22 protein-coding genes are annotated in these 25,987 nt (G+C 48.8%); 11 read left to right on the plus strand and 11 right to left on the minus strand.

The annotated features are described in order from the left end of the window. Positions 1 to 42: 42 nt before the first annotated feature. Positions 43 to 840 carry a hydroxyethylthiazole kinase gene (thiM, locus tag LZD49_RS23065; protein WP_234670029.1) on the minus strand — a complete coding sequence of 266 codons (798 nt, stop codon included), beginning with the start codon at positions 838 to 840 and terminating at the stop codon, positions 43 to 45. 200 nt (positions 841 to 1,040) lie between these two features. Here thiM and hxpB point away from each other — a divergent pair, with 200 nt between their 5' ends. The 3 genes from hxpB (at position 1,041) to LZD49_RS23080 (ending at position 4,181) form a co-directional block, all read left to right on the plus strand. Next, the gene (hxpB, locus tag LZD49_RS23070; RefSeq protein ID WP_234670030.1) at positions 1,041 to 1,715 is read left to right on the plus strand and encodes a hexitol phosphatase HxpB; all 675 of its coding nucleotides are present in this window, start codon (positions 1,041 to 1,043) and stop codon (positions 1,713 to 1,715) included. Positions 1,716 to 1,768: 53 nt separating this feature from the next. After that, the gene (locus tag LZD49_RS23075) at positions 1,769 to 3,082 is read left to right on the plus strand and encodes a PAS domain-containing sensor histidine kinase (RefSeq protein ID WP_234670109.1); all 1,314 of its coding nucleotides are present in this window, start codon (positions 1,769 to 1,771) and stop codon (positions 3,080 to 3,082) included. Positions 3,083 to 3,752: 670 nt separating this feature from the next. Then, positions 3,753 to 4,181 (plus strand): hypothetical protein, encoded by a 429-nt coding sequence (locus LZD49_RS23080; RefSeq protein WP_234670031.1) that lies wholly within the window; start codon positions 3,753 to 3,755, stop codon positions 4,179 to 4,181. A gap of 27 nt (positions 4,182 to 4,208) precedes the next feature. Here the strand turns inward: LZD49_RS23080 and LZD49_RS23085 are convergent, their stop codons facing one another. After that, complete coding sequence (locus LZD49_RS23085) at positions 4,209 to 5,900, minus strand: amino acid permease (RefSeq protein ID WP_234670032.1); 1,692 nt, start codon at positions 5,898 to 5,900, stop codon at positions 4,209 to 4,211. 199 nt (positions 5,901 to 6,099) lie between these two features. On the opposite strand from LZD49_RS23085, the gene LZD49_RS23090 reads away from it, so the two are divergent. Beyond that, positions 6,100 to 6,885, plus strand: a complete 786-nt coding sequence (locus LZD49_RS23090) for a phosphatidylinositol-specific phospholipase C/glycerophosphodiester phosphodiesterase family protein (RefSeq protein ID WP_234670033.1) — start codon at positions 6,100 to 6,102, stop codon at positions 6,883 to 6,885. A gap of 107 nt (positions 6,886 to 6,992) precedes the next feature. Then, the gene (eat, locus tag LZD49_RS23095) at positions 6,993 to 8,330 is read left to right on the plus strand and encodes an ethanolamine permease (protein WP_234670034.1); all 1,338 of its coding nucleotides are present in this window, start codon (positions 6,993 to 6,995) and stop codon (positions 8,328 to 8,330) included. Here eat and LZD49_RS23100 read toward each other — a convergent pair. From LZD49_RS23100 to LZD49_RS23115, 4 genes are all read right to left on the minus strand, one after another. Then, on the minus strand, positions 8,307 to 10,565 hold the full coding sequence (locus LZD49_RS23100; RefSeq protein ID WP_234670035.1) for a TonB-dependent receptor: 2,259 nt from the start codon (positions 10,563 to 10,565) through the stop codon (positions 8,307 to 8,309). The genes eat and LZD49_RS23100 overlap by 24 nt on opposite strands. 27 nt (positions 10,566 to 10,592) lie before the next feature. Beyond that, the gene (locus LZD49_RS23105; protein WP_234670036.1) at positions 10,593 to 11,885 is read right to left on the minus strand and encodes a tetratricopeptide repeat protein; all 1,293 of its coding nucleotides are present in this window, start codon (positions 11,883 to 11,885) and stop codon (positions 10,593 to 10,595) included. A 71-nt stretch (positions 11,886 to 11,956) separates the two neighbouring features. Next, positions 11,957 to 14,260, minus strand: a complete 2,304-nt coding sequence (locus tag LZD49_RS23110; protein ID WP_234670037.1) for a DUF4331 family protein — start codon at positions 14,258 to 14,260, stop codon at positions 11,957 to 11,959. Positions 14,261 to 14,285: 25 nt separating this feature from the next. After that, positions 14,286 to 15,986, minus strand: a complete 1,701-nt coding sequence (locus tag LZD49_RS23115; protein ID WP_234670110.1) for a DUF4331 domain-containing protein — start codon at positions 15,984 to 15,986, stop codon at positions 14,286 to 14,288. A 632-nt stretch (positions 15,987 to 16,618) separates the two neighbouring features. Between LZD49_RS23115 and LZD49_RS23120 the strand changes: the two genes are divergently transcribed. After that, positions 16,619 to 17,353, plus strand: a complete 735-nt coding sequence (locus tag LZD49_RS23120; protein WP_234670038.1) for a LytTR family DNA-binding domain-containing protein — start codon at positions 16,619 to 16,621, stop codon at positions 17,351 to 17,353. Positions 17,354 to 17,786: 433 nt separating this feature from the next. Here LZD49_RS23120 and LZD49_RS23125 read toward each other — a convergent pair whose 3' ends face one another. The 5 genes from LZD49_RS23125 to greA form a co-directional block, all read right to left on the minus strand. Beyond that, on the minus strand, positions 17,787 to 19,049 hold the full coding sequence (locus LZD49_RS23125) for an exo-beta-N-acetylmuramidase NamZ domain-containing protein (protein ID WP_234670039.1): 1,263 nt from the start codon (positions 19,047 to 19,049) through the stop codon (positions 17,787 to 17,789). A 91-nt stretch (positions 19,050 to 19,140) separates the two neighbouring features. Further along, positions 19,141 to 20,193 (minus strand): PA0069 family radical SAM protein, encoded by a 1,053-nt coding sequence (locus tag LZD49_RS23130; protein ID WP_234670040.1) that lies wholly within the window; start codon positions 20,191 to 20,193, stop codon positions 19,141 to 19,143. A 154-nt stretch (positions 20,194 to 20,347) separates the two neighbouring features. Further along, complete coding sequence (locus LZD49_RS23135) at positions 20,348 to 21,418, minus strand: M20/M25/M40 family metallo-hydrolase (protein ID WP_234670041.1); 1,071 nt, start codon at positions 21,416 to 21,418, stop codon at positions 20,348 to 20,350. 32 nt (positions 21,419 to 21,450) lie between these two features. Then, positions 21,451 to 21,774: a hypothetical protein gene (locus LZD49_RS23140; protein ID WP_234670111.1), complete on the minus strand. Its 324-nt coding sequence runs from the start codon at positions 21,772 to 21,774 to the stop codon at positions 21,451 to 21,453. Between the two features lie 226 nt (positions 21,775 to 22,000). Further along, positions 22,001 to 22,486, minus strand: a complete 486-nt coding sequence (gene greA, locus LZD49_RS23145; RefSeq protein ID WP_234670042.1) for a transcription elongation factor GreA — start codon at positions 22,484 to 22,486, stop codon at positions 22,001 to 22,003. Between the two features lie 229 nt (positions 22,487 to 22,715). Between greA and fmt the strand changes: the two genes are divergently transcribed. The 5 genes from fmt to LZD49_RS23170 all read left to right on the plus strand — a co-directional run bounded on the left by fmt (position 22,716) and on the right by LZD49_RS23170 (position 25,921). After that, positions 22,716 to 23,636, plus strand: coding sequence for a methionyl-tRNA formyltransferase (gene fmt / locus LZD49_RS23150; protein ID WP_234670043.1), 921 nt, complete (start codon positions 22,716 to 22,718; stop codon positions 23,634 to 23,636). Between the two features lie 9 nt (positions 23,637 to 23,645). After that, a complete protein-coding gene (locus LZD49_RS23155) occupies positions 23,646 to 23,795 on the plus strand; it encodes a transposase (RefSeq protein WP_234670044.1) in 150 nt (49 codons plus the stop codon). 39 nt (positions 23,796 to 23,834) lie between these two features. Next, positions 23,835 to 23,978 (plus strand): hypothetical protein, encoded by a 144-nt coding sequence (locus LZD49_RS23160; RefSeq protein ID WP_234670045.1) that lies wholly within the window; start codon positions 23,835 to 23,837, stop codon positions 23,976 to 23,978. Between the two features lie 297 nt (positions 23,979 to 24,275). Beyond that, positions 24,276 to 24,803, plus strand: coding sequence for a dihydrofolate reductase (locus LZD49_RS23165; protein WP_234670046.1), 528 nt, complete (start codon positions 24,276 to 24,278; stop codon positions 24,801 to 24,803). A 26-nt stretch (positions 24,804 to 24,829) separates the two neighbouring features. After that, on the plus strand, positions 24,830 to 25,921 hold the full coding sequence (locus LZD49_RS23170) for an alpha/beta hydrolase (protein WP_234670047.1): 1,092 nt from the start codon (positions 24,830 to 24,832) through the stop codon (positions 25,919 to 25,921). Positions 25,922 to 25,987: the final 66 nt, after the last annotated feature.

The following is a 25,987-nucleotide window of genomic DNA, read 5'->3' on the forward strand; positions in this document are numbered from 1 at the left end:
ATATCATGCTACAATTATATCTATTTAAATGCCGTCAGGCATTTACTCCAATCTGATTTTACTCAATTCTTGTAAATGTGCGGGACTAATTTCCGATAAGGTATCCAGGAATGCAATCTGGAAGGAACCAGGCAACTTCGCATTCCGGAACGCTAATTCCCCGCAAACACCCATGGTTGCAGCTGCCGAAACCGCCGCCTCAAATGGGTCCGGGCAAACAGCGGCGAATGCTCCGGCAAGGGCCGATGCCGAACAACCCATACCGGTCACCTTGGTCATCAACGGAACACCATTGGAAACCCACCCGATACGGCTTCCATGCACGATCACATCCACGGCGCCGCTCACGCTCACAACCGCACCAAAGCGCTTGCTCAGTACGCGGGCAGCTCCAATGCTATCGGTAGAGTCGGCGGTACTGTCGACCCCTTTTGTCTGAACACTGGCACCGGCCAATGCGAGAATTTCGGAACCGTTTCCACGGATAATGGTCGGGGAGGCTGTTTCCAGCAGTTCCGCCAGCACACTGTTACGATACGGCGTCGCACCTGCCCCCACCGGGTCGAGAATGATAGGTTTGCCCAGTTGCGCCGCTTTTTTCATTGCCAGTTTCATACCTTCCACCCATTGCAGCGACAGCGTGCCAATGTTGACGACGAGCGCGTCGGCGATCGACACCATATCCTCCACTTCCTCCGTTGCATGCGCCATGACCGGCGACGCGCCGACGGCGAGCAAAGCATTGGCCGTAAAATTCATCACGACGAAGTTGGTGATATTATGAACCAACGGAGCTGAGGCACGGAGTTTTTGCAGGTTTGCTTGGAGGCTATTTATCATTGCAACGGTTAAGGAACATGGGAGAATGGAGTAAAGAGAGTAAAGGAATGAAGGAGCGCTATTGGATATCAGTTCCTCCCCTTTCTCCATCCTACTTTACTCCCTGGCATACCCTTTCTTACCAGCGAATGTAGTAGTTTTGGATGGTTATCAAAAATCGTTTTCGCCGACCTGGCATTTAAAAATCTACTTACCTGATCATGATTAAAGCAGCAATTTTCGACATGGACGGCTTGCTCATCGATTCCGAACCGATGTGGACCGAGGCGGCACGTTCTGTTATGCAAAAAGTCAATTTTGAAATCACTGAAGCACTTCGTCTCCAGACTACCGGGCTCTCTATCAAGCTCTTTTTAGATTTTTGCCATCAAATCCAGCCTTGGAACACGCCTTCGTTCGAAGAGCTTGAAACTGAAATACTTGAGAAAGCACATCACGATATCCTGGCCAATGCCGAAGCAATGCCCGGAGCCATTACATTGATCAAAGAGCTTAAAAAACAGGGCCTCAAACTGGCCGTCGCTTCGGCTTCGCATATGGCGCTCATCGAAGGGGTATTAAAAAGACTGGAAATTATTGACTATTTTGACACCTGGCATTCCGGCGAGCTGGAAGAGTTCACCAAGCCGCACCCGGCTGTGTACCTGACCACTGCCAGAAAACTGGGCTTACGGCCTGATGAATGCATTGCCTTTGAAGACTCTCACGCAGGCCTGCGCGCCGCGCACGCGGCGGGCATGACCACGATATCGGTGCCTGCGGCGGAAGTGTTTGAAGATAAAAAGTTTGATATGGCGCATTACAAGATCCCTTCGCTTGAAAAATATGTATTGAGCGAAATGTCGGGTGTGCCCCAAAGTGTGATCGAAAACTAAACCTCGACCTATCCCGCTTACCCTGCATGATCGGACTCCGGCATTTCAGTATTATGATTATGATCAGGATAGCAGTAATTGTCCTGAGCGTGATTGCCCTCGCCTGGCTGGCGTCCAGGCACACCAATGAAACGCTGGTGTACATTCTCGGCACTATTTTCATATTCGTACAGGCTTCGCTTCTGTATCAGTATGTTACGAATGTCAACCGCAAACTGACGTATTTTCTGGAATCCGTGCGATATTCGGATTTTACGATCAATTTCCGTTCGGACAATAAGATGGGCAGGACCTTTAAGGAACTCAACCAGCAGTTCAACGAAGTTTTGCATGCCTTCCGCCAGGCGCGTGCCGAGAAAGAAGCCAATTTGCAATATCTCAATACCATCGTTCAACACATTGGTACCGGGCTTATTACTTTCGATGCCAATGGCCAGGTGAACCTGATCAACAATGCGGCCCTGCGCATGCTCGGCATTTACCGCCTGCATCAGCTCACCGAGCTCAAAGAAAAGCACCCTCGCCTCTATGAATTGCTTTCGGATCTTGATTCCGGCGTTCGCGATCTCTACCGCACGCCCAACGATCAACCACTGGCGTTACAAGCCGCCGCCATCCAGTTACGCGGGATGTGGGTCAAAATTGTGGTTTTGCAAAACATCCAGACCGAATTGCAGCAACAGGAGATAGAATCCTGGCAAAACCTCACCCGCGTGTTGCGCCACGAGATCATGAACTCGATGACGCCTATCGTCTCTCTTGTGGGTACTATGAGGCTCATTGTGAACGAAGACATCGAGCGTTCCACCAACGATCAGGAGGCCGTGAATGACTTGAAGGAAGCATTATCAACCCTCGAAAAGCGCAGCAAGGGTATGATGCAGTTTGTGAATGCCTACCGCGATTTCACCACATTGCCCAAGCCGGTTTTCGCCAATCTGAGCGTTGCCGAGTTGCTACAGGAAGTTCTCCAATTACTTCAAACAGATTTAATACAATCAGGCGTACTCTGGAAACTGTCCGTAAAACCGGAAACATTGACGGTAAAAGCCGACGCCAGCCAGATCCAGCAGGTGTTGATCAACCTCGTCAAAAACGCTTCTGAGGCATTTTCCAACCAAACCAACCGCCTCATCACGCTTTCCGCTTATCAGGTCGATGGCACCGTGATGATCGAAGTATCCGACAATGGCGACGGCATCGAGCCCGAAGCATTGGAAAACATCTTCATTCCTTTCTACACCACCAAAAAAACCGGCTCCGGCATTGGACTTAGCCTCTCACGTCAGATTTTGCAGCAACATAACGGCCAGTTGAACGTTGAGTCTCAGGTTGCGAAGGGAACGGTTTTTACGTTGATTTTTTAGATTGACGGCTGACCGCTGACCGCTGACCGCCGACCGCCGATGGCTTGTAGACCATGGACGATGGACCATAGACCAGGGGGTGCATTAATAAAGAACATGATCGTTGGTCTTTGGTCTCGACCGCCGACCGCCGATGGCTTGTAGACGATGGACGATGGACCATAGACCAGGGGGTGTATTAATAAAGAACATGATTGTTGGTCTTTGGTCTCGACCGCCGACCGCTAACGGCTGACCGCCGATGGCTTGTAGACTATGGACGATGACCATAGACAATTGACCCGGGCTGCGTCAATAAAAAAATATAGTCCATGGTCGTTAGTCCTTGGTTTCGACCGTCGACCGCTGACCGCCGATGGCTTGTAGACTATGGACGATGACCATAGACAATTGACCCGGGCTGCGTCAATAAAAAAATATAGTCCATGGTCCATGGTCGTTAGTCCTTGGTCTCGACCGCCGACCGCTGACGGCTGACCGCCGATGGCCTGTAGACTATGGACGATGACCATAGACAATTGACCCGGGCTGCGTCAATAAAAAAATATAGTCCATGGTCGTTGGTCCATGGTCGTTGGTCATTAGTCCATGGTCTAGACCGGTGGTCAGAACCCCGTTACAACCATGCTGGCCCCTCTGTTGTCTCCCCAAAAACCTAAATAAAAATCTGATGAAAAAGTATGTTTTTGTGCTGTTCGTGGCATTGGCATTGGCCTGCAAAAGTACCGGTGTGGATAAGAAGGAGGAAGGGATCAGGTACATGCAGAGCGTCATCCTGAACGACGTCCCGAAAGCCACACTTACTTTTTTTGAAATCGAAGATAGCCGCTGTCCCGAAGGCGTGCAATGCATTTGGGGTGGTCGTGCCGCGGTCGATTTGCTGTTTTCGGGTGTTACTACCGAGGGAGGCATTAAAGAACATGTTAAAATGTGCCTCGGCACCTGTGACGCATCGGTAGGATCCGATACCTTGGAAAAGAAATTCGCCGGAGAAAATTACAGGCTGATATTAACCGCTGTCAATCCCAGCCCGCACATCGATTCGGTCCGGAAAAAGGAAAATTATTCAATATTGCTAAAAATCGAGAAGACGAAATAACACCGAGGGGAAGTTTAACCGACTTCCCTATTTTTTTGCCAACTTGCTCCGCTTGTAGCCGTAACTGAAATAGATCACTAGACCGATTGCCAGCCATATCACAAAAATCAGCCAGTTGGAAGCCCCTAGTTCGGTCATCAGGTAAAGGTTAGTCAGGATTCCGGCTACGGGCAGGGCCGAGAAGTTATGCTGATAACTCAGAATGGAAAGGGTGCACCAGGTAATCCAGAAAATGATGGTCAGCAACTTGTGCTCTATGATTTCGGTGAAACTCAGCATACGCCATTCCAGAATCACTCCCTGCCCGTAAGTGAGAAGGCCAATTATCGCGAGCATCAAAAGCCCTCCGACCAGAAATTTGCCATTGATATAAGGCACACGGAATTTGGACTGCGCCGAAATGCCGCTGTGATCGAGGTAAAGCACGCCACCGCATACCAGAATGAATGCGAAAAATGTACCGACACTCGTAAGGTCTACGAAGAAATCCATTTTGAAAAACAATGCCGGAATGCCGACCACAAAGCCGGTCACAATGGTTGCGAACGAAGGCGTCTGATATTTGGGATGCACTTTGGAGAAGCGCTTCCAAAGCAATCCGTCGCGGCTCATCGTCATCCAGATCCTTGGCTGGCCTAGCTGATAAACCAGCAACGCGCTCGTAATGGCAATCACAGAGCTCACTGAAATAACGCCCGCCATAAAATCCAGGCCATTTTTCTGGAATACAAATGCCAGAGGATCGCTTACTTTAAGCTCCTTGTAATTAACCATCCCGGTAAGTACCAGCGTGATTAATACATATAATACAGTACAGATGATGAGGCAGTAAATCATTGCCTTTGGCATATCCTGCTGCGGGTTACGGCATTCTTCGGCGGTGGTAGAAATAGAATCAAACCCGATGAATGCAAAGAATACGGCTGCGACACCGCTCAGAACCCCTTTCGCGCCATTGGGCGCAAACGGTGACCAGTTTTCTGGTTTGATATAAAATGCACCGGCTATAATCACCAGCAGTACTACGCCTACTTTCAGTACCACCATAATATTGCTTGCCGTACGCGACTCGCGTATACCGATGTAAACCAATGCCGTAATGAGCAGAGTCACTAAACCCGCCGGGAGGTTCAGCAGAATGTGAAAATCCCCTAATGTAGGAGCGGAAGCGTATGCAGAAGCAGCAAACCGCTCGTAATCCGATAATTCGGCTGCACCGGAGCTTTGCAATTTCATAAAAGCCTCCCGCGCCGACTCACCATTGATCGTTAGCCAGCCGGGTAATACAATGCCGAAGCCTTTGAGCATACTGACAAAGTATTCGGACCATGAAATCGCCACTACCATGTTGGAAACGGCATATTCGAGGATGAGTGCCCAGCCTATGATCCATGCGAACAGCTCGCCGAAAGCGACGTATGCATACGTGTACGCGCTCCCGGACACGGGGACCGTGCTCGCGAATTGTGCGTATGACAGCGCCGTGAACACACAGGCTATGGCGGTGAAGACGAAAAGAAGTGACACCGCAGGTCCGCCATTATAGCTCGCCAGACCGATTGTACTGAAAATCCCCGCGCCCACAATGGCCGCGATACCGAGCGACACCAGGTCGCGTACTCCCAGTACTTTGGCGAGCCCCCCCTCGCTTCCCGATTGGGCATCTTTTAGAATCTGGTCTACGGATTTTTTTCGGAAAAGCGGAGAATTCTGGCTCATGCAGGCGCTGTTTATCGGGGATCGGTTTGTGATAAGTCGGGCTAAAAATAATGATATTCTAAAATGATCCCGGCATCGCCTGAAAATTTGTTCCTTTTATCCCAAAAAATCCGTAGAAAATTCTTCGATCGAGAAATCAAACAGATAAAGATTGCGTTACGTTTCTGATTCCCCGACTTACTATCCACCATTCCTGCCCATGAAAAAATTTACTTCGTTCTTCATCAGCATTGCCCTATCCATTCAAATCGTAACGGCCCAAAGCGCTAAGTCCTATTCTACCGCCCAGGCGCATTCTCACAATGATTATGAAAGGGCACGGCCATTTGAAGATGCCTACGAACAACAGTTCGGATCGCTGGAAGCAGATGTTTTCCTTGTCAACGACACCCTCTTTGTAGCCCACACCCTCAAAGACATCCGGCCAAACCGTACGTTTACATCATTGTACCTGCTTCCTATCCTTCAAAAAACGGAACAAAACAACGGGCGCATTTATCCGCAGGACAACGTACCTCTGCAACTCCTCATTGACCTGAAAACAGAAGGCGAATCTACTCTGGCGGCATTGATCAAGATTTTGGAACCGCATAAGCAGATATTGGCACCAACAGGCAGTGTCAGGATCGTTGTCAGCGGCAATGTCCCCGACCCATCGCAGTTCGAGAAATACCCCAACTTCATTTATTTCGACGGTCGTCCCGAAAATGCGTACACGCCCGCGCAAATTGCGCATGTCGGTTTGATCAGTCAGGCATTCCAGAAATACTCCAAATGGAACGGCGAGGGCCCACTCCTGGAAAAGGATAGGAAGAAAATCCAGAAAATGGTCAACGACATGCACGACCTTGGCAAAAAAGTACGCGTTTGGGCTACGCCCGACAATATCAACTCCTGGAAAACGATGATGGCCCTCGGCGTCGATTATCTCAATACCGACAAGGTACGCGAGTTAGGCGACTACCTTCGTACTGCTCCGAGGTAGTTCCGCAAAACAAAATACGGCGAAGGATAATTATTCGGTAGTATCAAATGGCAATAGAACAGTTATAGACTATATTGTACTGCATCAATAAGTCTAAACTTCCCTTCATGTCTGCCGAACAAACCGCTGCGCTCAAAAAAGTCCTCAAACCGATCCACCTCTGGGCGATTGCCGTAGGGCTCGTCATTTCCGGCGAATACTTCGGCTGGAACTATGGCTGGGGCGTATCAGGCACTGTCGGGTTTCTGATCGCAACGCTTGTGGTCACAGTCATGTATGTGACTTTCATATTCAGTTTTACGGAGCTCACTACATCCATTCCGCAAGCGGGAGGGCCGTTCTCATATGCCTATCGTGCATTTGGCTGGTGGGGCGGGCTCATTGCAGGTTACGCCACGCTCGTCGAATTTCTGGTGACGCCGCCGGCCATCGCATTCGCGTTGGGAAGTTATACCCATTTTTTATATCCCAACCTGCAAGTGCTGGAAGTGGCATTTGCCTGCTATGCCATTTTTATTGTAATCAATTTAATGGGTATCAAAGAATCAGCCACTTTTTCGCTGGTGGTTACCTTGCTAGCCGTAGTTGAGTTGCTGATCTACATTGGCATTGTAGCACCACATTTTTCCTATCAAACCTTCGTTGCCGAGCCAATGCCTTTCGGCTGGGCCGGGGTGTTTGCTGCGTTGCCGTTCGCGATCTGGTTTTACCTGGCCATCGAAGGTGTGGCGATGGTGGCCGAAGAAGTGGAAGATCCGAAAAGGACTATTTCACTTGGATACATTTACGGGATTCTTACGTTAGTTGTGCTCGCATTGGCCGTGATGATCTTTACTGGTGGAATCGCGCCATGGCAGGAGCTTAGCCACATCGATTATCCGCTGCCTGCCGCGTTAGGCATTGTGCTTGGCCGTGACAGCGGGCTCACCCAGCTTTTCGCAAGTCTGGGACTTTTCGGGCTCATCGCCTCCTTTCACGGAACAATAATCGGTTATTCCAGACAAATTTTCGCTCTTGCGCGAGAAGGTTATCTTCCGTCGTTTCTGGGAAATGTCAATGCACGTTTTCAAACGCCGCACTGGGCGCTCGTTGCAGGTGGCGTAGCCGGTTGCGTTGCATTGTCGCTCGGGACCACCGATCAGGTGATTATCCTGGCTGCATTGGGCGCGGTCGTGATGTACATGATCAGCATGGTTTCGCTGTTCGTATTAAGAACCAAAGAACCGCACCTCGAACGCCCGTTCCTTGTACCTGCATTCCCGTATTTTCCCGCCATAGCGCTCGGCATATCGTCCCTTTGCCTCATCGCGATCGTCTACTATAACCTTGCGCTCAGCCTCTGGTTCTTTGGCGGGCTGGCGGTAATTGCGGTGATTTTCGGCCTAACCGGTCGCCACAAAAAACTGGAAACGGTGCCACGGTCAGAAGAAGAACGTCACGCCTAGCTTGGCGAAGAAGGGCGTTCCCGGCGTAAAATGAATTTCCTCCACCGGCTCGGCCTCGTTTTTTAACCGGCTTTCAGTTGCGAACTGCGTTTCTTTCCACCTGGTATTGAACAAATTCTGAACGGAAAGCCCAATATTGTATTTGGTTTTGGTGTAGTTCAATTGCAAATCACCGACAAAATAGCCTTTCGCTACGATCGAATTGTCTTCGTTAGCCGGGCGGTTTGCCAGGTAGCGATAGCGGACCGAGCCGTTCAGGCCATTCGGCATTTGCAATGACAACCCACCGGCGGAAGTGAATACCGGTGCCAGGGGGAGATAATTTGCGCCCTCCATTTCTCCTATTGCGCGTGGCTTAGCCGTATTAAAATCAGCATCTGCATAAAGCATTTTGGTGAGCTGATACCTTACCGAAAGGTCTACTCCCTGCCTCCGCGATTTCCCGCTTGGCTCGATCACCCCTGCATCGCCCACGTACACAAACTCCTGCGCCATCCACAAGTACCATGCCGCCGCATTGACGACCATTTTGGGGAATGGCTTGAAAATCAAGCCTAAATCAGAGCCGTACGCACCTGGCAGAATTTGCTTACCGCCTTGCTGTACTACTACGCGGGTATCGTTGGAATGAAAACCTTTTCCGGTATTCAGGTAAAGTTGTACGCGCGGATTGAAGGTATAGTAAAAATTGAGTTTAGGGGAAACAATAGCATCGCTGGCCCGCTGTTTCATTAGCGGCTGCACGAGCAGGTCTTCGTATTGATCTCTGAAATAGTCCAGACGTAAACCGGCATTCACTGAAAAACGATCGGTAACACGTACCACTTCATCGAGATAAATCGCGGCATTCAGCTCATTGATATTACCTAGCTTGTAGCGTTCGAGGGTTTCAGTGCGGTTTTTGGTATGCGAAAGTTCCGTTCCGCGTGTAAGATCGTGGCGGTATTGAACGCCTAAAGTAGTTGTCCAGTTGGTTTTGCCAATGAACGATTCCTTTGAAATACTACCATTATAACCAAACAGGTTACGCCGCTCCTTCTGCCGGATCTGATCACCGTTTAGCGAATCTTCAAGGAAAAAGGTAAAGTTTGAATAAAGCTCAAAATTGTAATTGCTATAAAACACCTGGTTTTTAACCACATAATTACGCGACGTAACGGTCACAAACTGTGCATTGAAATTGGTACGGCTGGTTTCGCCTCCTTCACTTGGATCGACAGAGCCGTAAAACCCGATCATTCCTGAGTCCACGGCACGGTTGGGGATTTGGCCCGAATGGTTCCATTTACTCCAAAAAGTGGAAGCGGTTAGTGTTAGGTTGGTATTAGGCGTGATGTGTCCGTGGTATTTACTAACCAGATTGAAGCGGTTGAAGTTTTGCGGATTGTCGAAGTAGGAATTGGTAAATGAATATTCCGAAGCAATGTAAGCCGACTGATTTTTCTCCCGGCCTTTTTGCCCCAGCAAATCGACGCCAGCCACAGCCCGGTAAGTGTCAAACTGCCCTGCTTCCAATTTTACGAATGATTTATCGAGGGCATCCTTTGTCCGGAAATCGGCCCAGCCCGCAGTGGAAAAGTTGCCTTTATCCGTTGTGTAAGGTCCCTTCTTGAAATCAACAGCATTCACCAGCTCCGGAATCACAAAATGAAGGTCGGCATAGCCTTGCCCGTGCGCATGAGAAACCATATTTACCGGCATACCGTCCACTGTTAACCTGATGTCCGTTCCATGGTCAATATCGAATCCACGGAGAAATAGCTGTTCGGCCTTTCCGCCTCCCGCATGTTGGCCGATAAACAGGCCCGGTACAATGCGGAGAATTTCCTGAGAATTGACAATGGGCCTCAGTTTAATATCCAGACTGCTGATCAATTGCTGATCGTGGGCCCGCTGCGCCGAAACGGTAATTTCGCTGAGCTCGACATTCGCTCCGGCCAATTCGGTTTTCAGAAATGCTGTCTGATCTTCATCCACGCTCACTTCGAGTACCTGTGCACGAAAACTGACATGCGAAAGTTCCACTTTATATTTCGCCGATACCAGCCCATCGAAACGATATTGGCCCAGTTCGTTGGTAGTAGTGGCCTTGCCTGTCCCTGAGAGCTGAACCGTAACGCCTTTCAGCGGCAACCGGGTCGCCTGATCGTACACCATGCCGGAAATGCCTCCCAGGTGAGCATAGGCGTGCTGGCAGAGGAATAGCAAAAAGAACAGAAGCGTAAAGTTTCTCATAGTATAGTAACTTGGAGTGAAAGGCTTTCAAAGTACAAATCTAGGATTTGTTTTCCTTGCCTGCGCAAGCAAACGGTTACCTTGGGCCTTGTCTCCGGTAGCCAGTGCAATGGCGCTTGCCACCTGGAGTAACTCCGGATCACGGCTACCTGTACGTAATGCGACCTCGATGTACTGCTTCGCCTTTTCATTATCCTTTTGTTTAAAATACGCTGCCGCCAAAGCATGGTTGACATCGATATTGTTGGGGCGTTTGGCATGTTCTGTCAAACCATAAGCAATTGCAGAATCTATTTGACCTGTTTTGATATATAATTTACACAGTTCCAGGTCAACCGCGTGCCCTGACCGCGCATCTTCATCCAGCATTTTCGCTACTTCGCGATATTTGTCAGCGGCTTGTGCTTTTTTACCCTGCAATGCATAGATATCGGCTATTTCCTCCTGAAAAGAGAACTCCGGCATGATCTTCGCCGCCTTGTCAAGCTCTGCCAAAGCTTCGTCGTATTGTTTAGCCCCTTTATGCACTTGCGCTAGCCCGCGTAATGCGAAGGCGTAGCTCGGACGCATAGCCAGGATTTCTTTGTATTGAATCTCAGCTTGTTTCAGTTGCCCGGTAGTTTCGTACAAATGTCCCAGCGTAGTTTTCGCCCAGCATTGCGGCTCCGAGCCGGGCAGACCGGCTTCCACAGCCAGCTTCATGGCTTCGATCGCTCCGGGATAGTTACCGTAGATCTCCCGAAGGTACGAAGCGCGCGAATAAGCTTCCAGCGAAGGTTTCAGAGCCTGCATTTTGTCGGACATTGTTACAGCTTCCGTATAATTGCCCAGCTCCACGTTGGCATCCACCAGCACGCCATACACATAAGCATTGTCCGGGTTGATTTCCCGGGCCTTAGTGGCCAGATCGCGCGCTTCTGCAAACTGGTGCTGCGACATTTTTACGGAAGCCTTGAATGTGGTTGCTTCAAAATTCTGAGGTTCAATCGCGAGCACGTCGTCGAGTATTTTCAACACAGCTGGATAATAGTAGGGATGTTCACCGGTTATGCGGGCTTCGGAAAGATAAATGACTGCGATTTGCAGCCGTGGCTTGACGTCAGAGGGGTTTTCGCGAATCTTCGCACGAAGTTCTTTTACTTTTTCTTTGGTTTTTGGCCATTCGGCGGCAGAGGCGAGTTCTCCGTGTCGTTCAAACAATGCAGGGATTTCAGTGGTCAAAGCCTGTTTTTCTGTCGTCTGAGTATTTTGCTTTTTTTCACCACAGCCATAAAGTAATGAGACCAGCGCAAAAAACATTATCGATTGAGAGATTTTCATAATATGATCAGATTAAGTGCGGAAGGATAGTAAAAGCCGGGGGCTTGTCGTCCCCGGCTTTGCGAACTCGATTATCTTCTCAGGATTTTCACTGTGTACCGGTCATCGGCCGTCATCACCCTCAGGAAGTAAATTCCCGGCTGGCCATTCAGTTTCACAACCCTTCTTTCATTAGGAACCGCCTTACCGATCGTTTGCTGACCAATCACCTGCCCCTTGCTATTGGCGAGGTCGAGGCGAACAGCCTTACCGCTCGCACCCCGGATTTCGATCACCACCTCGTCGCTGCTGCTCGGATTACCCATCACTACGGCACTTAGCGGTACAGTCTGTTCTTCGGATTCCGCCGCGCCTTTACGCCATGTTTTGCTGCCGCAGTAAGCACGGAAATCAAACTTCATGGTCACCTCTGATGATGGATCTCCGACGTACCTGGCTTTCAACCAAAGCTCACCACTGCTGTTTGCATCCTTGAAAAGCTCCGCCTCAACCATCCGGTTGACCATCGTGCTCCAACTGCCGTTTACGACACCGGCAGCCGAATATTCTACCTCATTACCCGGAATACCGCCGGTATGGCCAAACATGAAGCCACCGGTAAGGCAATCGAAGTTATTGATCGTCACAGCCAATGGTTCCGTGTTAACCGTACCCGGCCCCTCGTAACTCGGACCGCGGAAACCGGGCCATGGATTTTGCAGGTACGGGAAATTAGCTTTGAGCGTTGTATCATTTTTAGTTACGCCCGCATTGAATGTGAGTACACTTAGCAGATTGGGCGTAACGGGGCTCGCGGTCGTTCCGGGTATAAAATCGTCGTACCACAAACCTATGGCTGCCAGCACTACCCCACCCACAGCTTGTAGTTCAATGGTTGTTACGTCGTCTTCGAGGCGACGGCCATTAGGGAAGCCATCCATGTTCGGGATCCATTGCAGGTCCTTATTGCCATTGTAGGCCGGATCGGTAAGCCCGAGCGCCGCAGCCTGAACGAGGCCTAATGAGCTGAACTTAGGATCGTCACGAGGCGTTGCAGGCACCGCCATATTCAGCCGCAGCCAGTCACCGAACGTTGGCAAAAAGTTGTGGATAAACGGCTTACCGGCAGCAAGCGGATCGCCTGCCTTTCCTGTCGCGAGTTGATAAGGTGGCAAATTGGGCACGCCGGTGTAGAAAATCGGCAGGATATCGACAGCCCGCGGACTGGTCGCATCGGGGAGCAAAACGCTTCCAAATGCAGCTTCCGATAATGCTGTGCCATTCAGGGCGGCATTACCTTTCAAACCATACAAACCCATTTTACCATTCCGGAAATCGAACGAACCGAGGGATTTGCTCTGAATACGCAGATCTGCGAAGCCGGGCACTGCACCGCCGAACTGGGAATCGTCCATATACAATGCCAGCTCGGGATTGGTAAAATACTTGGCAAACTGCAAATCGTTGGCAGGCGATGTTGCATTCCATTTGTCTTTCATGCCAATTGGTATTACCGCTTCGTTGGTAAGTGGCATACCTAGGCGCGAAACCTGTACCCATTCGCCGTCATAACCCACATCGCCCCCGCCGTAAAGCGTCGTGATTTTCTTACGGCTAGATGATGCATAGACCCCAATCACATAGTCCGGATCGAGAATATTGCTGGCCTCAGCCACTGCTTTGTGGCTTTTCTGTAAAGTCGACACGGGCACTTCAATCACGATCGAGTGGCAGTTAAATTTGGCCACACCATCACGCCCACCAGATTTGCGAATATTGCCCAGGTCGAAAATACCGCCCAGATCCGCAAAAAACGGATCGTCCACCGGTCCTGCGAATATTTTCTCACCAGTACTGGCCGTCATGATCGCCTTGTCCACCAATGCACTATACTCCGACCCAAGACCTACCGGCGTGCTTTTAATCGAGCGCGGTCCGATATTCGGCGGAGGAACAATCCCATTTGAGACGATAGTAGCGAAACTGTGCCCGCCATCGGTGCTACGCTCACAAGTGTAGGTCGTTTTCAGGTTTTCCTTGCCCAAACGGATCAGAAAGAACGTGGACGGATCCTCATTCATTTTCTTGAATGTAAAGCGATAGATAATATCCGCTCCAGGTGTGCCTGCATTGTTATCCACATGGATTTCGTAGCGGATGTTTTCGCCAAACGAATACCAGTTGGGGCCGCCCGCCGGATGCTCGAAAGGGATATAGTTGGCAACCAGCACGATATTTTCCTTGTTCACCGGACTCTTGAACGCATAAACATCCGTATTGTCAGCCAATGGGTCGGTGGAAATAAGCGGGGCTTCACGGTGTGACGAAGCCATGGACTGATGGGGACCGATGCAAACGATCGCCAGTATCCCGATCAGATATAGAAGATTTTTCATGTTGTTTCTTGCTAAAAGTGTGGGATCAGAAGCGGGCTTTTTCAGGATAATCATATCCTCTCCATGGGCTGGCCAGGTACGGGAATGTTCCCTTCAACGGCGCGTCATTTTTGGTAGGACCTGCACTGAATGTCAGAACGTTCAACAACTGCTGTGAAACGGGGGCCTGCGGTGTTGCGTCATCATAGAACAAACCGACAGCCGCCAGTACTACGCCCGACACGGCCTGCAATTCAATGGTCGTCACGTCGTCTTCGAGCCTCCGTCCATTCGGGAAACCGTCCATATTCGGGATCCATTGCAGGTTGGTGTTGGCATTGTATGCAGGATCGGTAATGCCGAGCACTGCTGCCTGCACCAAGCCAAGCGAACTGAACTTCGGATCGTTCCGGGGTGTTGCGGGCACGGCCATATTCAGCCTGAGCATATCGCCGAGCGTCGGCAAAAAGTTATGGATAAATGGCTTTCCCTTTGCCAGCGGGTTACTGCCTTTGCCTGTCGCGAGTTGGTAAGGCACGATATTGGGTACACCGGTGTAGAATATGGGTAACAAATCAACCGCCCTCGGGCTTGCATTATCCGGCAGTAGCAGGGTACCGAATATCGCATCGTCGAGTGCAGTGCCGGTCAGTGCCGAACTACCTTTTAATCCGTATAAACCCGACCTGCCGTTACGGAAATCAAATGCTCCCAATGAATTGGACTGAATGCGCAAAGCACTCAATGAAGGTACGGCTGTCCCAAACTTGGAATCGTCCATATACAAAGCGAGTTCTGGATTCTTGAAGTACTGGGCAAATTGGAGATCGTTGCCACCATAGGGGGTCAATGAGTTCCATTTATCCTTCATTCCCAACGGAATGACCGCCTCATTGGTGAGTGGCATACCCAGCCGCGACACTTGCACATACTGGCCATCATGACCTACGTCACCACCATTGTAAAGTGTCTTGATCATCTGCCGGCTCGCCGAAGCCCAAACACCGATCACAAAATCCGGGTCGAGGATGCTAGACGCCTGACCTACATTTTTACCTGCTTTTTGAAGCAGATTTACGGGGATTTTCAAAGCGATCGTATGCACGTTGAAGCGCGCCAAAGCATCTTTAGGTGCATTGATGTTATTACCCTCCGGTCTGAAATTCCCGGCATCAAATGCACCAGCCAGGTCCACAAAAAATGGATCGTCGACAGGCCCGCAAAATACTTTTTCACCGCTGGAAGCCGTCGCAATAGCATTTTCCATGAGCGAATTGTAGTCCGGCGCTTCCAGACCCACCGTTTTACCTTCGATGGAGCGTGGCCCGATATTGTTGGGTGGTACTACGCCATTCCCAATAATCGTGGTAAAATTCTGCCCGCCATCGGTGCTTTTCTCGCACTTGTAGGTAGTTTTAAGATTTTGCTTACCCAACCGGATATTGAAAAATGTGGTCGGATCTTCGTTTACACTGGAAAAAGTGAAGCGGTACGTGATATCGTCGCCAGGCGTGCCTGTCTGGTTCTTGATATGAATTTCATACCGTACGTTGGGACCGAAATTGAAATAGTTGGGCCCACCCTCAGGCGATTCGAACGGGATGTAATTGGCGATAATCGTGATGGAGTTGGGATCATCGGGACTTTTGAATGCGTAAAGATCCGTGTTATCGGCGAGCGGATCATTGGAAATCAGCGGTGCCTCTCGATGACTAGAGGCCAGACTGCCCAATGCACAGGGCAGCATCAACAGGCACAGGAACACGTTCCTGAGCCTGCAAGGATCCAACATAGGAACTTGCATGAGGTAGAAGTTTAGATACAGTAACGGGAATTAAAAGTGATCGAAAAGCGCAAAAACATCGATGCAAATTTTGTCCATCGAAAGCGGACAAAACCCCGGGAAAAAGCGAGCCGCTGTCGGCAAACCCGACAGATTACAAGAATTATTAACGAAGGGCACTGGTGGTGTTAACAACCATTCTGCCATACATACGCCACCATCGGCTGCCTGGATGTTTTGCGATCAAAAAAATAGCGAATAGGATAGGCCGGCAGTTATTACTATGTAAATATTAAATTAAACATTTCAAATGCAAAACAACTTATTTTCCGAAGATTGTTACTATAAAACTAATCCTACAAGTATACAAGTGCTTGTACAAGAGGACATTTTGCATTTATTTTAACACTCGGTTACTTCGACATCCTCGTCACGGCAGATAATTCGACATATCCTACAAATCCCGCTTTGCAATTAATTCGTATATTATCTTATTATTTGTATTCTAACCGGGCATACGCCGCAAGTTGCTGCATAGCATAATCCTTTTTACATTTCACCTTTAAAGCGGGCAAGGCTGACTATTTATACCTAAGATGAATATTCTAATCGTAGAGGACGACTTTATCATTGCGAAACATCTTCAATTTCTGCTGAATGGTTTTGGCTATGCGGCTAACGATATCGCGACGGATTATACGACAGCCACAGAGATCCTGCATAGCAAGGTTTTCCACCTGGCTGTCCTGGATATTAACCTGAATGGTTATCAAACAGGCATCGACCTGGCCCACTACATACGCGAAAATTTCAAGATACCATTCCTGTTCCTCTCTGCCCATGAAGATATTGCGGTGGTCAATGCGGCGTTGCAGGCGGCGCCACACGCATTTTTACAAAAACCGTTTCAGAAAATCACCGTGTACACCGCTGTGAAGCTGGCGTTAAAAAACTATCGCCTGGCGGCGCTGGCGGGCGAAACGACCTCAGAAGAAAAAGAGGACACTACCGTGATCAAGGATGCACTGTTTATTAAGGAAAAGCATATGTTCACCAAGATTGTGCTCACCGACATCCTGTACATCCGTAGTGATGACAATTATCTTGAACTGCACACCACGAAGAAAAAATACACCATCCGCGAAACGCTCAAAAACATGTTGCAGCAGCTGCCCAACAACATCTTTTTTCGGGTCCATAAGTCGTTTATCATCAACCTCAACGCGATCACGGGCATCGACTACGTGCATGTGATGATCAACGATATCGAAATCCCAATCACGAATGATAACCGGACGGATCTGCTAAGCCGTATCAAGACCTTCTCCTGATAGTTTGTACCAACCGCTAAAGAAACGGTTACTTACACTTTCCTGGACTTCACCCCATAAAAGTTGTACTTCACCCCTTTGATTTGTCGAGGACTTGCGTGCGAAGTAATTTTATAGCACGTAAACACCCTCTTCTATTATTACATATATATTTTTACCCCGACGAAAAGCCTGGGCTTCAATATTTTTTAAAGTTTTTTGAGGTCCAGGCATCCGTTTCACCACAACAAACGTAATTACGGTCGATTGAGTATTTTGGCATGATATTGAACATTATGCACACATTTTCCTCAAACGCACACGATAACATACTCATTAAACCTAAACTAAATCGCCTACTAGTTTTTAATTAAATATCGTTGAGAATAATTGAACATCCCTGGGAATTATCCCCGGGATGTTTTGTTCACAGCCGATTGGTCAGTGAGGGATTTCAGGGGTAGATCAAATATTTCTTCCGCATTTCCATGAACTGGCTCAGGCCGGGTTCCCAGCTTTTACGGATCTCTTCTTCGGACGCCCCAGCGATAATCTGCTTTTTGAGGTTCTCGGTCCCAGCCAGCTTATCGAAGTTGCCCATTTGCTTGCTTTGGCTCATATCAAAAAACTTCTCCTTGTCAGGATACGCTTTGTAAAGCTCTATGAGCCATTTCAAGTTAAGTTTTCCGGACTTTTGAACGTCTTTTAAATCATATTTTCGCAAATCGAGGCCGTAGCACTCTTTGTCCTGGTGCAAAGGAGTTTCGCTCATTCCTTTAATACTGTGGGGGGTGAATGAAAAATCATATTTCCCTTTCAGCAATGGAGCTCCAAGCACTGTAAATGGCATATAAGTACCGCGCCCCTGGCTCAAAATTGTGCCTTCGAACATACAAATATGTGGGTATAGCATCACCGATTGCTGGGTATTGAGATTAGGAGACGGCATTACCGGCAGTACATAGGATGTATTGTGCGTATAGTCCGCCACTTTTACAATCTTCAATTTGCACTGTATTTTATTAGGCAACCAGCCTTCACCGTTGATCATTTGTGCAAATTCTGCAATCGTGAGGCCATGCGAAATAGGAATTTTGTACATCCCGATGCCCGAATGCAGGTGATCTTCCAGCACTGGCCCGTCGACCAGGAAGCCGTTTGGGTTGGGGCGGTCGAGAATCAGCATTTCCTTGTTATTCTCCGCGCATGCCTCCATGACGTGACCGAGCGTGTTGATGTAGGTATAAAAGCGCGCGCCCACATCCTGGATGTCGAAGATCATAAGGTCTATCGCCGCCATTTGTTCTTTGGTGGGCTTTTTGAGCTTGCCATAAAGTGAAATAGCCGGAATGCCGGTTTTGGGATCGACGCTGTCGCCGACCTTATCGCCATTGCTGGCTGTGCCCCGGAAACCGTGCTCGGGGCCGAAAATGGTAACGATATTGACGCCCAAAGCTACAAGACTATCAACGATCGGCTTCGTGCCTATAATGGAGGTCTGGTTTACGAGTATGCCGACCTTTTTACCTTTCAGATAATCAATATATTGTGAAATTTGATCGGCACCGGTTATGGGGCCTTTGGCTTTCCGCAGGTCTTCGGGACCTGCGGAAAGCGAATCGGCGATAGCCCGGCTCTTTGGGGGTGTGGAATTGACGCAGTTGCTGTTCAGGCCAAGCGCCGTTGTGAGGCTTAATACTAATACTAAGGTTTTCATCGGGTCAGATTAGGATCGGACTAAAGTAAGGGTTTTAATGCCACGAAGACACGAATGCACACGAAGTTCGTACTTATTCGTGGCATTAAAATCAGAACAGCCGCATCTGCCCGGCCCGCATAAACTGCGAAGTATCCAAAGGCGGCAGCTCGCGGCCTGAAAGGTACTTTCTGCACGAGTGGTCGTGCAGCTGCCGGATGTGTTCCGCGAAATTTCCCTCTCCCACCATCCTGATCCCGAACCGCGAATCGTTCACCGCGCCACCATGGCATTCTTTGATCTGGTTCAATACCTTTGCTGCACGGTCGGGGAAATGGTGATGGACCCATTCTTCAAACAAAGTCGAAATCGCCCCGTTCAACCGTACCACCGTGTAATGCGCCCAGATCGCTCCGTTTTCGGCAATGGCCTGGATAATAGTCGGAATTTCCTGATCATTCAACCCGGGAATGATTGGCGCGGTCATTACGCCTGTGGGAATGCCCGCTTCGCTGAGCGTTTTCACAACTTGCAAACGCCTTTTGCCAGTTACAGTTCGAGGTTCCAGTGCGCTGCGCAAGTCTTCATTCAGTGACGTAATGGATATCGCCGCGTGAACAAGATTCAGTTTGGCCATTTTTTCCAATACATCCAAATCGCGAAGGATCAATGCATTTTTGGTCAAAATGCTGACCGGATTTCGATAGCGCAGGCAGATTTCCAGTATTTGTCGGGTAAGCCCGTATTTCTTTTCTCCAGGTTGGTAACAATCCGTATTCCCGGAAATGTGAATATGGTGTGGCTCCCATTTCTTGGAATTGAAAAGCTTTTCCAACAACTGCGGCGCATTCTTTTTGACTACAATTTTTGTCTCAAAATCCAGCCCCGCCGAAAAGCCCAAATACTCATGCGAATTACGGGCATAGCAGTAGATGCAGCCATGCTCGCAACCCCGGTAGGGGTTAATGGAATGAAATTGCGGTAAATCAGGACTGTCCGAAACGCTCAGGAGCGTCTTGGATTCCTCTTCAATGAATTGTGTTTTGGGATTTACCTCCGGATCTTCCCACTGTTGCCAGTCTTCGGACGTATACTCGATCTCGTGCTTGAAGAACTTATTGCGCGTGTTGATAGCGGCCCCGCGCCCGCGTGCCCTGTTGTCCATTATTTCCAGTAAGTTGATGAAGTTATGAAGTATGCTAACGAAGGTGTGTGTAGCAGCTAATCGCGCTGGAAGTTACTGCCATCCTGAGCGAAGTCGAAGCGCATGCGACAACGTTATCGCGTGCGCTTCGACTGCACTCAGCCTGACAATTATTTTACTTAATATACCTGAAATCCTCGTCTCCTTTCAGCGAAAGCAGCACGTCGTACATCAGTTGTATCACATTCTGCACGTCTTCCTTGGAAACCATTTCTACGGTGGTGTGCATGTATTTTAATGGTAATGAGATCAACGCGGAAGCAACGCCCTCTGTTGAGTAGGCAAACGAATCCGTATCGGTGCCCGTCGAGCGGCTTACTGCCTGGCGCTGGAACGGGATCTTTTTCTCCTCAGCTACGCGGATCAGCAGGTCGCGGAGGTTGTTTTGCACCGCTGGTCCGTAACAAATAACCGGGCCGCTACCGCATTTGAGGTCGCCTTGCTCTTTTTTGTTGTACATCGGCGACTGTGTATCGTGGGTCACGTCGGTACAGATTGCCAGATTTGGTTTCAGTCGGCGGGAAATCATCTCAGCACCGCGCAGACCGATCTCTTCCTGCACCGCATTCACCACGTATAATGTAAATGGCAGCTTCACATTGTTTTCGTGCAGCATACGCGCCACTTCTGCGATCATATACCCACCCATGCGGTTGTCGAGCGCGCGACCGAGGTAATACTTATCGTTTAGCTCATCAAGGCCATCAGCGAATGTCGCGACTGTTCCCACATGAATCCCCATTTCGAGCACATCATCCTTTTTAGAAGCGCCCACGTCAATGAAAAGCTCGTGCACTTTGGGCACCTGATCCTTGGCGACATCGCGCACATGGATAGCCGGCCAGCCGAAAACACCCTTTACGACACCCTTGGCCGTATGCAAATTCACACGCATCGAAGGCGCAATAGCCGCGTCAGATCCACCGTTCCGTCGCACATGAATGTAGCCATCTTCTGAAATGTAGTTCACAAACCACGAAATCTCGTCGGAATGTGCTTCGATCACTACTTTGTAATCCTGGCCGGGACCGATAACGCCCACGGCAGTTCCGTACACATCGATAATCTGTTCTTCAATATATGGCTTAATATAATCGAGCCATATTTGCTGACCGGTTGATTCAAAGCCGGTCGGTGATGCATTGTTCAGGTACTTATAAAGAAACTCTGTGCTCTGATCTGACATATTTTTATTTAAATAACTCCTAAAATGTACTATCAAAGGTACTTCCACCAAGCACAGTAACGGCGTTTTTGCAGATAGCCGAGGTCGCGCTCGTGAGTGTAGGCCTCCTTTTCAAACGAAATATGAAGATAGGCTAAATAATTATTTCTGTATTGGAGCAGCCTGATTAAAAATTCCACCAGGTACCAGACATAAAAGATAACCAACCCCATTTCAAGCTGTTGCTTCAAATGAATGCGTTCATGGTTTAAAAAATACCGGGAAGGGGCCTTGCGTCGCGAAAGAATGAACGGAAAAAGTGCCATGCCATCGACCCAGAGGAAAGTAGTGTGCAGCAGAAAGCCTTTGAAGCGCATGGTGGTGTGGGCGTTTTGGGTGTTCGGCGACTGAATTCGTTTGACCATAGCCGGATAGACCATGGACCATCGTTACGGTGTTGACGATTGAAACATATCGGACAGGGAATGACATGATCAACATGGTCTATGGTCCATCGTCTATGGTCATCTCAAATCTCCAAAAAAAAGTTGGGTTGCGAAACATCCATAGTTCCGCAACCCAACCAGTAGTATTTACAGCAAACTATTCTCCGTTGAAACGACTGATATCGAGTACTTCAAACTCCATCATACCGGCGGGAACCTTGATTTCCGTCGTTTCTCCTACTTTCTTACCCAGCAATCCCTTACCAATTGGGGAGCCTACTGAAATCTTGCCTGTTTTGAGATCGGCCTCTTCCTCGGACACCAGTGTGTAGGTAACCTCCATTCCATTCTTACGGTTTTTGATCTTCACCTTGGAAAGTACTGAAACCTGGGAAGTGTCCATCGTCGACTCGTCGATCACGCGTGCGTTGGACATGATTTCTTCCAATTTGGCGATTTTCATTTCGTGCATACCCTGCGCGTCTTTGGCCGCATCGTACTCTGCATTTTCACTCAAATCACCTTTATCCCGCGCTTCTGCAATCTGTCGTGCAATCTCCGTGCGGCCTTTGGTTTTCATCTCATTCAGCTCGTTCCTCAGCTTGTTTAGTCCTTCTTCCGTATAGTATGAAATTTTAGCCATGACCTTTTAATGGTTTATAAGTCTTTTAATTTTTTGAATGATACATAAAAAAAAAGAACGGCTCGAAGACCGCTCTACAGAGTATTGACACTCTCGTAGAAGGTTAGAAGACCTTTTCTTTTCGGTTGCTATATGATTTTGTATTCACCATAATTTTCTGTTAAGAACGACAAAAATAACAATATTTGTGAATGGTAACACCATTTTTGTCCAAAAGCGGCATCTTCTTATGTCAAAATCGTTGAGAATTATTTTCATGGGGACACCGGAATTTGCGGTCCCAAGTTTACAAAGTCTGGTCGAGAACAAATCTAATGTCGTGGCTGTCGTGACGGTTCCCGACAAACCTGCCGGGCGTGGTCAGAAGCAAACGGCATCACCCGTCAAAGTGTACGCAGAATCGCAGGGCATTCCAGTCCTGCAACCCGAAAAATTGAAAAATCCTGAGTTTCTTGAAGCGCTAAAATCCTACAATGCCGACTTGCAGGTAGTGGTGGCATTCCGAATGCTGCCCGAGGTCGTGTGGAGTATGCCAACAAAAGGCACTTTCAACCTCCACAGTTCATTGCTTCCGCAATACCGCGGCGCGGCGCCTATCAACTGGGCTATCATCAACGGAGAAACCGAAACGGGCGTAACTACCTTCTTCATTGAAAAAGATATCGACACCGGGAAAATCATTTTCCAGGATAAAGAACCCATATCACCCGAGGACAACGTAGGCACTTTGTACGAGCGACTGATGCAAAAAGGCGCTCAGCTCGTTGTCAAAACCGTCGAAGCCATTGAAGCGGGCAACTACCCGCAAGAGCCGCAATCGGAGCCCGACGACATCAAAGCTGCCCCGAAGATCTTCCGTGAAACCTGCGAAATCGACTGGAAACGTTCCACCGTCGAAATACACAATTTCGTCCGTGGCCTTTCGCCCTATCCTGCCGCCTGGACCACCTTGAACGGGCTCTCCTGCAAGGTTTTTCAGACAAAACCCGTCAATTCCGATAATGAAGCACAAGTAGGCGAATACAGCACCGATAATAAATCGCACCTGTACTTCCGCACCGGAGATGGCTGGCTGGCTATCGAGGAGTTACAGATTGAAGGGAAGAAGCGGATGGAGATTGGGGATTTTTTGAGGGGGTACCGGCTGTAAATGCCGCCTATGTCCGCCATCAATGGCATGAGCGATCATGTGCATTTGCTCGTCGGCTTTCGCACGACCCAGTCAATTGCCGATTTAATGCAGGATGTGAAAGCGGATTCCTCACAATGGATTAATGCTAACAAGCTTTGTCGCGGTCGTTTTGAATGACAAGCGGGCTACGGAGTATTTTCTTATTCCAAATCGCAGGTGCCCGACGTCGTCCGTTATATTTCAACCCGGAAAGAGCATCATGGTAAAGTGACGTTCCAGGAAGAATACCGGTTGTTTCTGGACAAGTTTGAAATCGATTATGATGTGCGGTACATCTTCAAAGCACACGAACAGACATAGGCAAGTCGCGTTAGCGATGTAATATTGGTAGAAAATCAGACAAATAGCTGATGTCGAAATCCCGTCAGCGATGTACAACAAAATGACGTTAAGCATCACGAATGCGTCGTTGTTACATACCCAAGGGCATTCTCGAACGCCGGGCAACAATGGTTTACTACGGATGTTACATGTCTAATGGCATTTCTATCTGCGAAATGCAGGCCGATGCGCTCAACGCGATATGCAAAATCGCTTAGCGATGCACAACGCTAAACCCACAATTCTGCCATCTTTGCAAAACATTAATTTCCACACATGAAAATATCAATCATCGTTGCCGCTGCGGAAAATGGCGCAATCGGAAAGGATAACCAGTTACTCTGGCGCTTACCCGACGACCTGAAACGATTTAAACAACTGACACTAGGTCACCCGATGATCATGGGCCGCAAAACGTTCCAATCCATCGGGAAGCCGCTTCCCGGCCGGACCTCGATAGTTGTTACAAGAAATGCCGATTTTGAATTCGAAGGGGTAGTTGCTGTGCATTCTTTGGAAGAAGCATTGAAAAAAGCGAAGGAAATTGACGGCGAAGAGGCTTGCATTGTTGGTGGAGGGGAAATTTACAGGCAGTCATTGGGCATCGCAACTCACATTTACCTGACCAAAGTATACACCGAAATCGAAGGCGATACTTTTTTCAAAATTGAAGAACCCGACGCCTGGGCAGAGACGGAACGCATTCCCCACGAAGTAGACGAACGTCATGTTTTTCGATTTGAATTTGTAAATTATACTAAAAAAAGTCAACAAATAAGTACTTTTGTGGCCCGTAACCCATAGTGACTCAACGAAAGTACAAGATTAGAATGCAAGTAGAAGTTGAAACCCTCACCATTGAATTAAGCACCAATCCATTCGATAGCCGTCCGGTTTACATCACCGGTAACTTCTGCAAATGGCTTCCAGACCTGGAAGCGTACCAGATGACGGTGGTTAGCCCAGGTAATTATCGTTACCAATTCCCGGAGGATCTGGCCCTCCCAGATCCTGTCGAATATAAATACACCCGTGGCGGCTGGAACAAGGTGGAGCTCGACCGCGCAGGTCGGCCTTACGGCAATCGAATTATTAAAGCCGGCAAAACGTTAGTAAAGGACGATGTTATACGCTGGCAAACCGACATTTCGATGAAAGCTGACCTTTCCCCTATCGTCGAAACGGTATCTGAGGATTTTGAAATAACGCAGTTCAGCCGGACCCGCCGCGTCCGCGTATTGCTGCCCCACGATTATTACGAGAATCCCGACCATCGCTATCCGGTACTTTACATGACCGACGGCCAGAACCTGTTCGGAGAAGGTTCAGAATTTGGCAGTTGGGAAATTGATAAAAGCCTGTCGGTGTTGGCCAAAGAGCATAAGGCCGGTGTCATCATTGTGGCCGTCGACCATGGTGAAGAAGATCGTTTAGAGGAACTGTCTCCATATGATAACGCCAAACTCGGCAAAGGCCACGGTGCCAAATTTCTGCAATTTATCGCCGGGCCGCTCAAAGCGCATATAGATAAGCAGTACCGAACAAAAACTGACCGCCTCAATACCGGCATCGGGGGCAGTTCTGTCGGCGGGTTACTGAGCATTTATGCTGCGCTGATGTTCCCGCAAACTTTTGGAAAATTTATGGTGTTTTCACCGGCATTGTGGATCTCAGAGAAGATTTATTTCGACGCTATCCACTTTTTCGAACCATTCGAAACGCGCATTTATCTCTATGCGGGTGGCAAAGAAGGGGCGCATATGGTCCCGTACGTCAACAAGCTTAAAGATACGCTGGAAACACAAAGTTTCGGTTACAGCCGCGTTAAAATCAAATCCTCCGTCGACGCCAAAGGTGAACATGAGGAAAAACAATGGAATAAAGAGTTTCCAAAAGCTTTTGAGTGGTTGTTTTTTGATTGAGGAAAGAGAGGATGGACTAAAGAGACAAAGGAATTAAAACTCTCTCCATCCTCCCATCCCCCATCC

The sequence above is a fragment of the Dyadobacter sp. CY261 genome, assembly GCF_021440085.1.
Taxonomy (GTDB): Bacteria; Bacteroidota; Bacteroidia; order Cytophagales; family Spirosomataceae; genus Dyadobacter.

Bases quoted from the DNA above. Each gene is read 5' to 3' on its own strand.
- thiM (WP_234670029.1), bottom strand. From the start codon at position 840: ATGATAAATAGCCTCCAAGCAAACCTGCAAAAACTCCGTGCCTCAGCT.
- hxpB (WP_234670030.1), top strand. From the start codon at position 1,041: ATGATTAAAGCAGCAATTTTCGACATGGACGGCTTGCTCATCGATTCC.
- LZD49_RS23075 (WP_234670109.1), top strand. From the start codon at position 1,769: ATGATTATGATCAGGATAGCAGTAATTGTCCTGAGCGTGATTGCCCTC.
- LZD49_RS23080 (WP_234670031.1), top strand. From the start codon at position 3,753: ATGAAAAAGTATGTTTTTGTGCTGTTCGTGGCATTGGCATTGGCCTGC.
- LZD49_RS23085 (WP_234670032.1), bottom strand. From the start codon at position 5,900: ATGAGCCAGAATTCTCCGCTTTTCCGAAAAAAATCCGTAGACCAGATT.
- LZD49_RS23090 (WP_234670033.1), top strand. From the start codon at position 6,100: ATGAAAAAATTTACTTCGTTCTTCATCAGCATTGCCCTATCCATTCAA.
- eat (WP_234670034.1), top strand. From the start codon at position 6,993: ATGTCTGCCGAACAAACCGCTGCGCTCAAAAAAGTCCTCAAACCGATC.
- LZD49_RS23100 (WP_234670035.1), bottom strand. From the start codon at position 10,565: ATGAGAAACTTTACGCTTCTGTTCTTTTTGCTATTCCTCTGCCAGCAC.
- LZD49_RS23105 (WP_234670036.1), bottom strand. From the start codon at position 11,885: ATGAAAATCTCTCAATCGATAATGTTTTTTGCGCTGGTCTCATTACTT.
- LZD49_RS23110 (WP_234670037.1), bottom strand. From the start codon at position 14,260: ATGAAAAATCTTCTATATCTGATCGGGATACTGGCGATCGTTTGCATC.
- LZD49_RS23115 (WP_234670110.1), bottom strand. From the start codon at position 15,986: ATGCTGCCCTGTGCATTGGGCAGTCTGGCCTCTAGTCATCGAGAGGCA.
- LZD49_RS23120 (WP_234670038.1), top strand. From the start codon at position 16,619: ATGAATATTCTAATCGTAGAGGACGACTTTATCATTGCGAAACATCTT.
- LZD49_RS23125 (WP_234670039.1), bottom strand. From the start codon at position 19,049: ATGAAAACCTTAGTATTAGTATTAAGCCTCACAACGGCGCTTGGCCTG.
- LZD49_RS23130 (WP_234670040.1), bottom strand. From the start codon at position 20,193: ATGGACAACAGGGCACGCGGGCGCGGGGCCGCTATCAACACGCGCAAT.
- LZD49_RS23135 (WP_234670041.1), bottom strand. From the start codon at position 21,418: ATGTCAGATCAGAGCACAGAGTTTCTTTATAAGTACCTGAACAATGCA.
- LZD49_RS23140 (WP_234670111.1), bottom strand. From the start codon at position 21,774: ATGCGCTTCAAAGGCTTTCTGCTGCACACTACTTTCCTCTGGGTCGAT.
- greA (WP_234670042.1), bottom strand. From the start codon at position 22,486: ATGGCTAAAATTTCATACTATACGGAAGAAGGACTAAACAAGCTGAGG.
- fmt (WP_234670043.1), top strand. From the start codon at position 22,716: ATGTCAAAATCGTTGAGAATTATTTTCATGGGGACACCGGAATTTGCG.
- LZD49_RS23155 (WP_234670044.1), top strand. From the start codon at position 23,646: ATGTCCGCCATCAATGGCATGAGCGATCATGTGCATTTGCTCGTCGGC.
- LZD49_RS23165 (WP_234670046.1), top strand. From the start codon at position 24,276: ATGAAAATATCAATCATCGTTGCCGCTGCGGAAAATGGCGCAATCGGA.
- LZD49_RS23170 (WP_234670047.1), top strand. From the start codon at position 24,830: ATGCAAGTAGAAGTTGAAACCCTCACCATTGAATTAAGCACCAATCCA.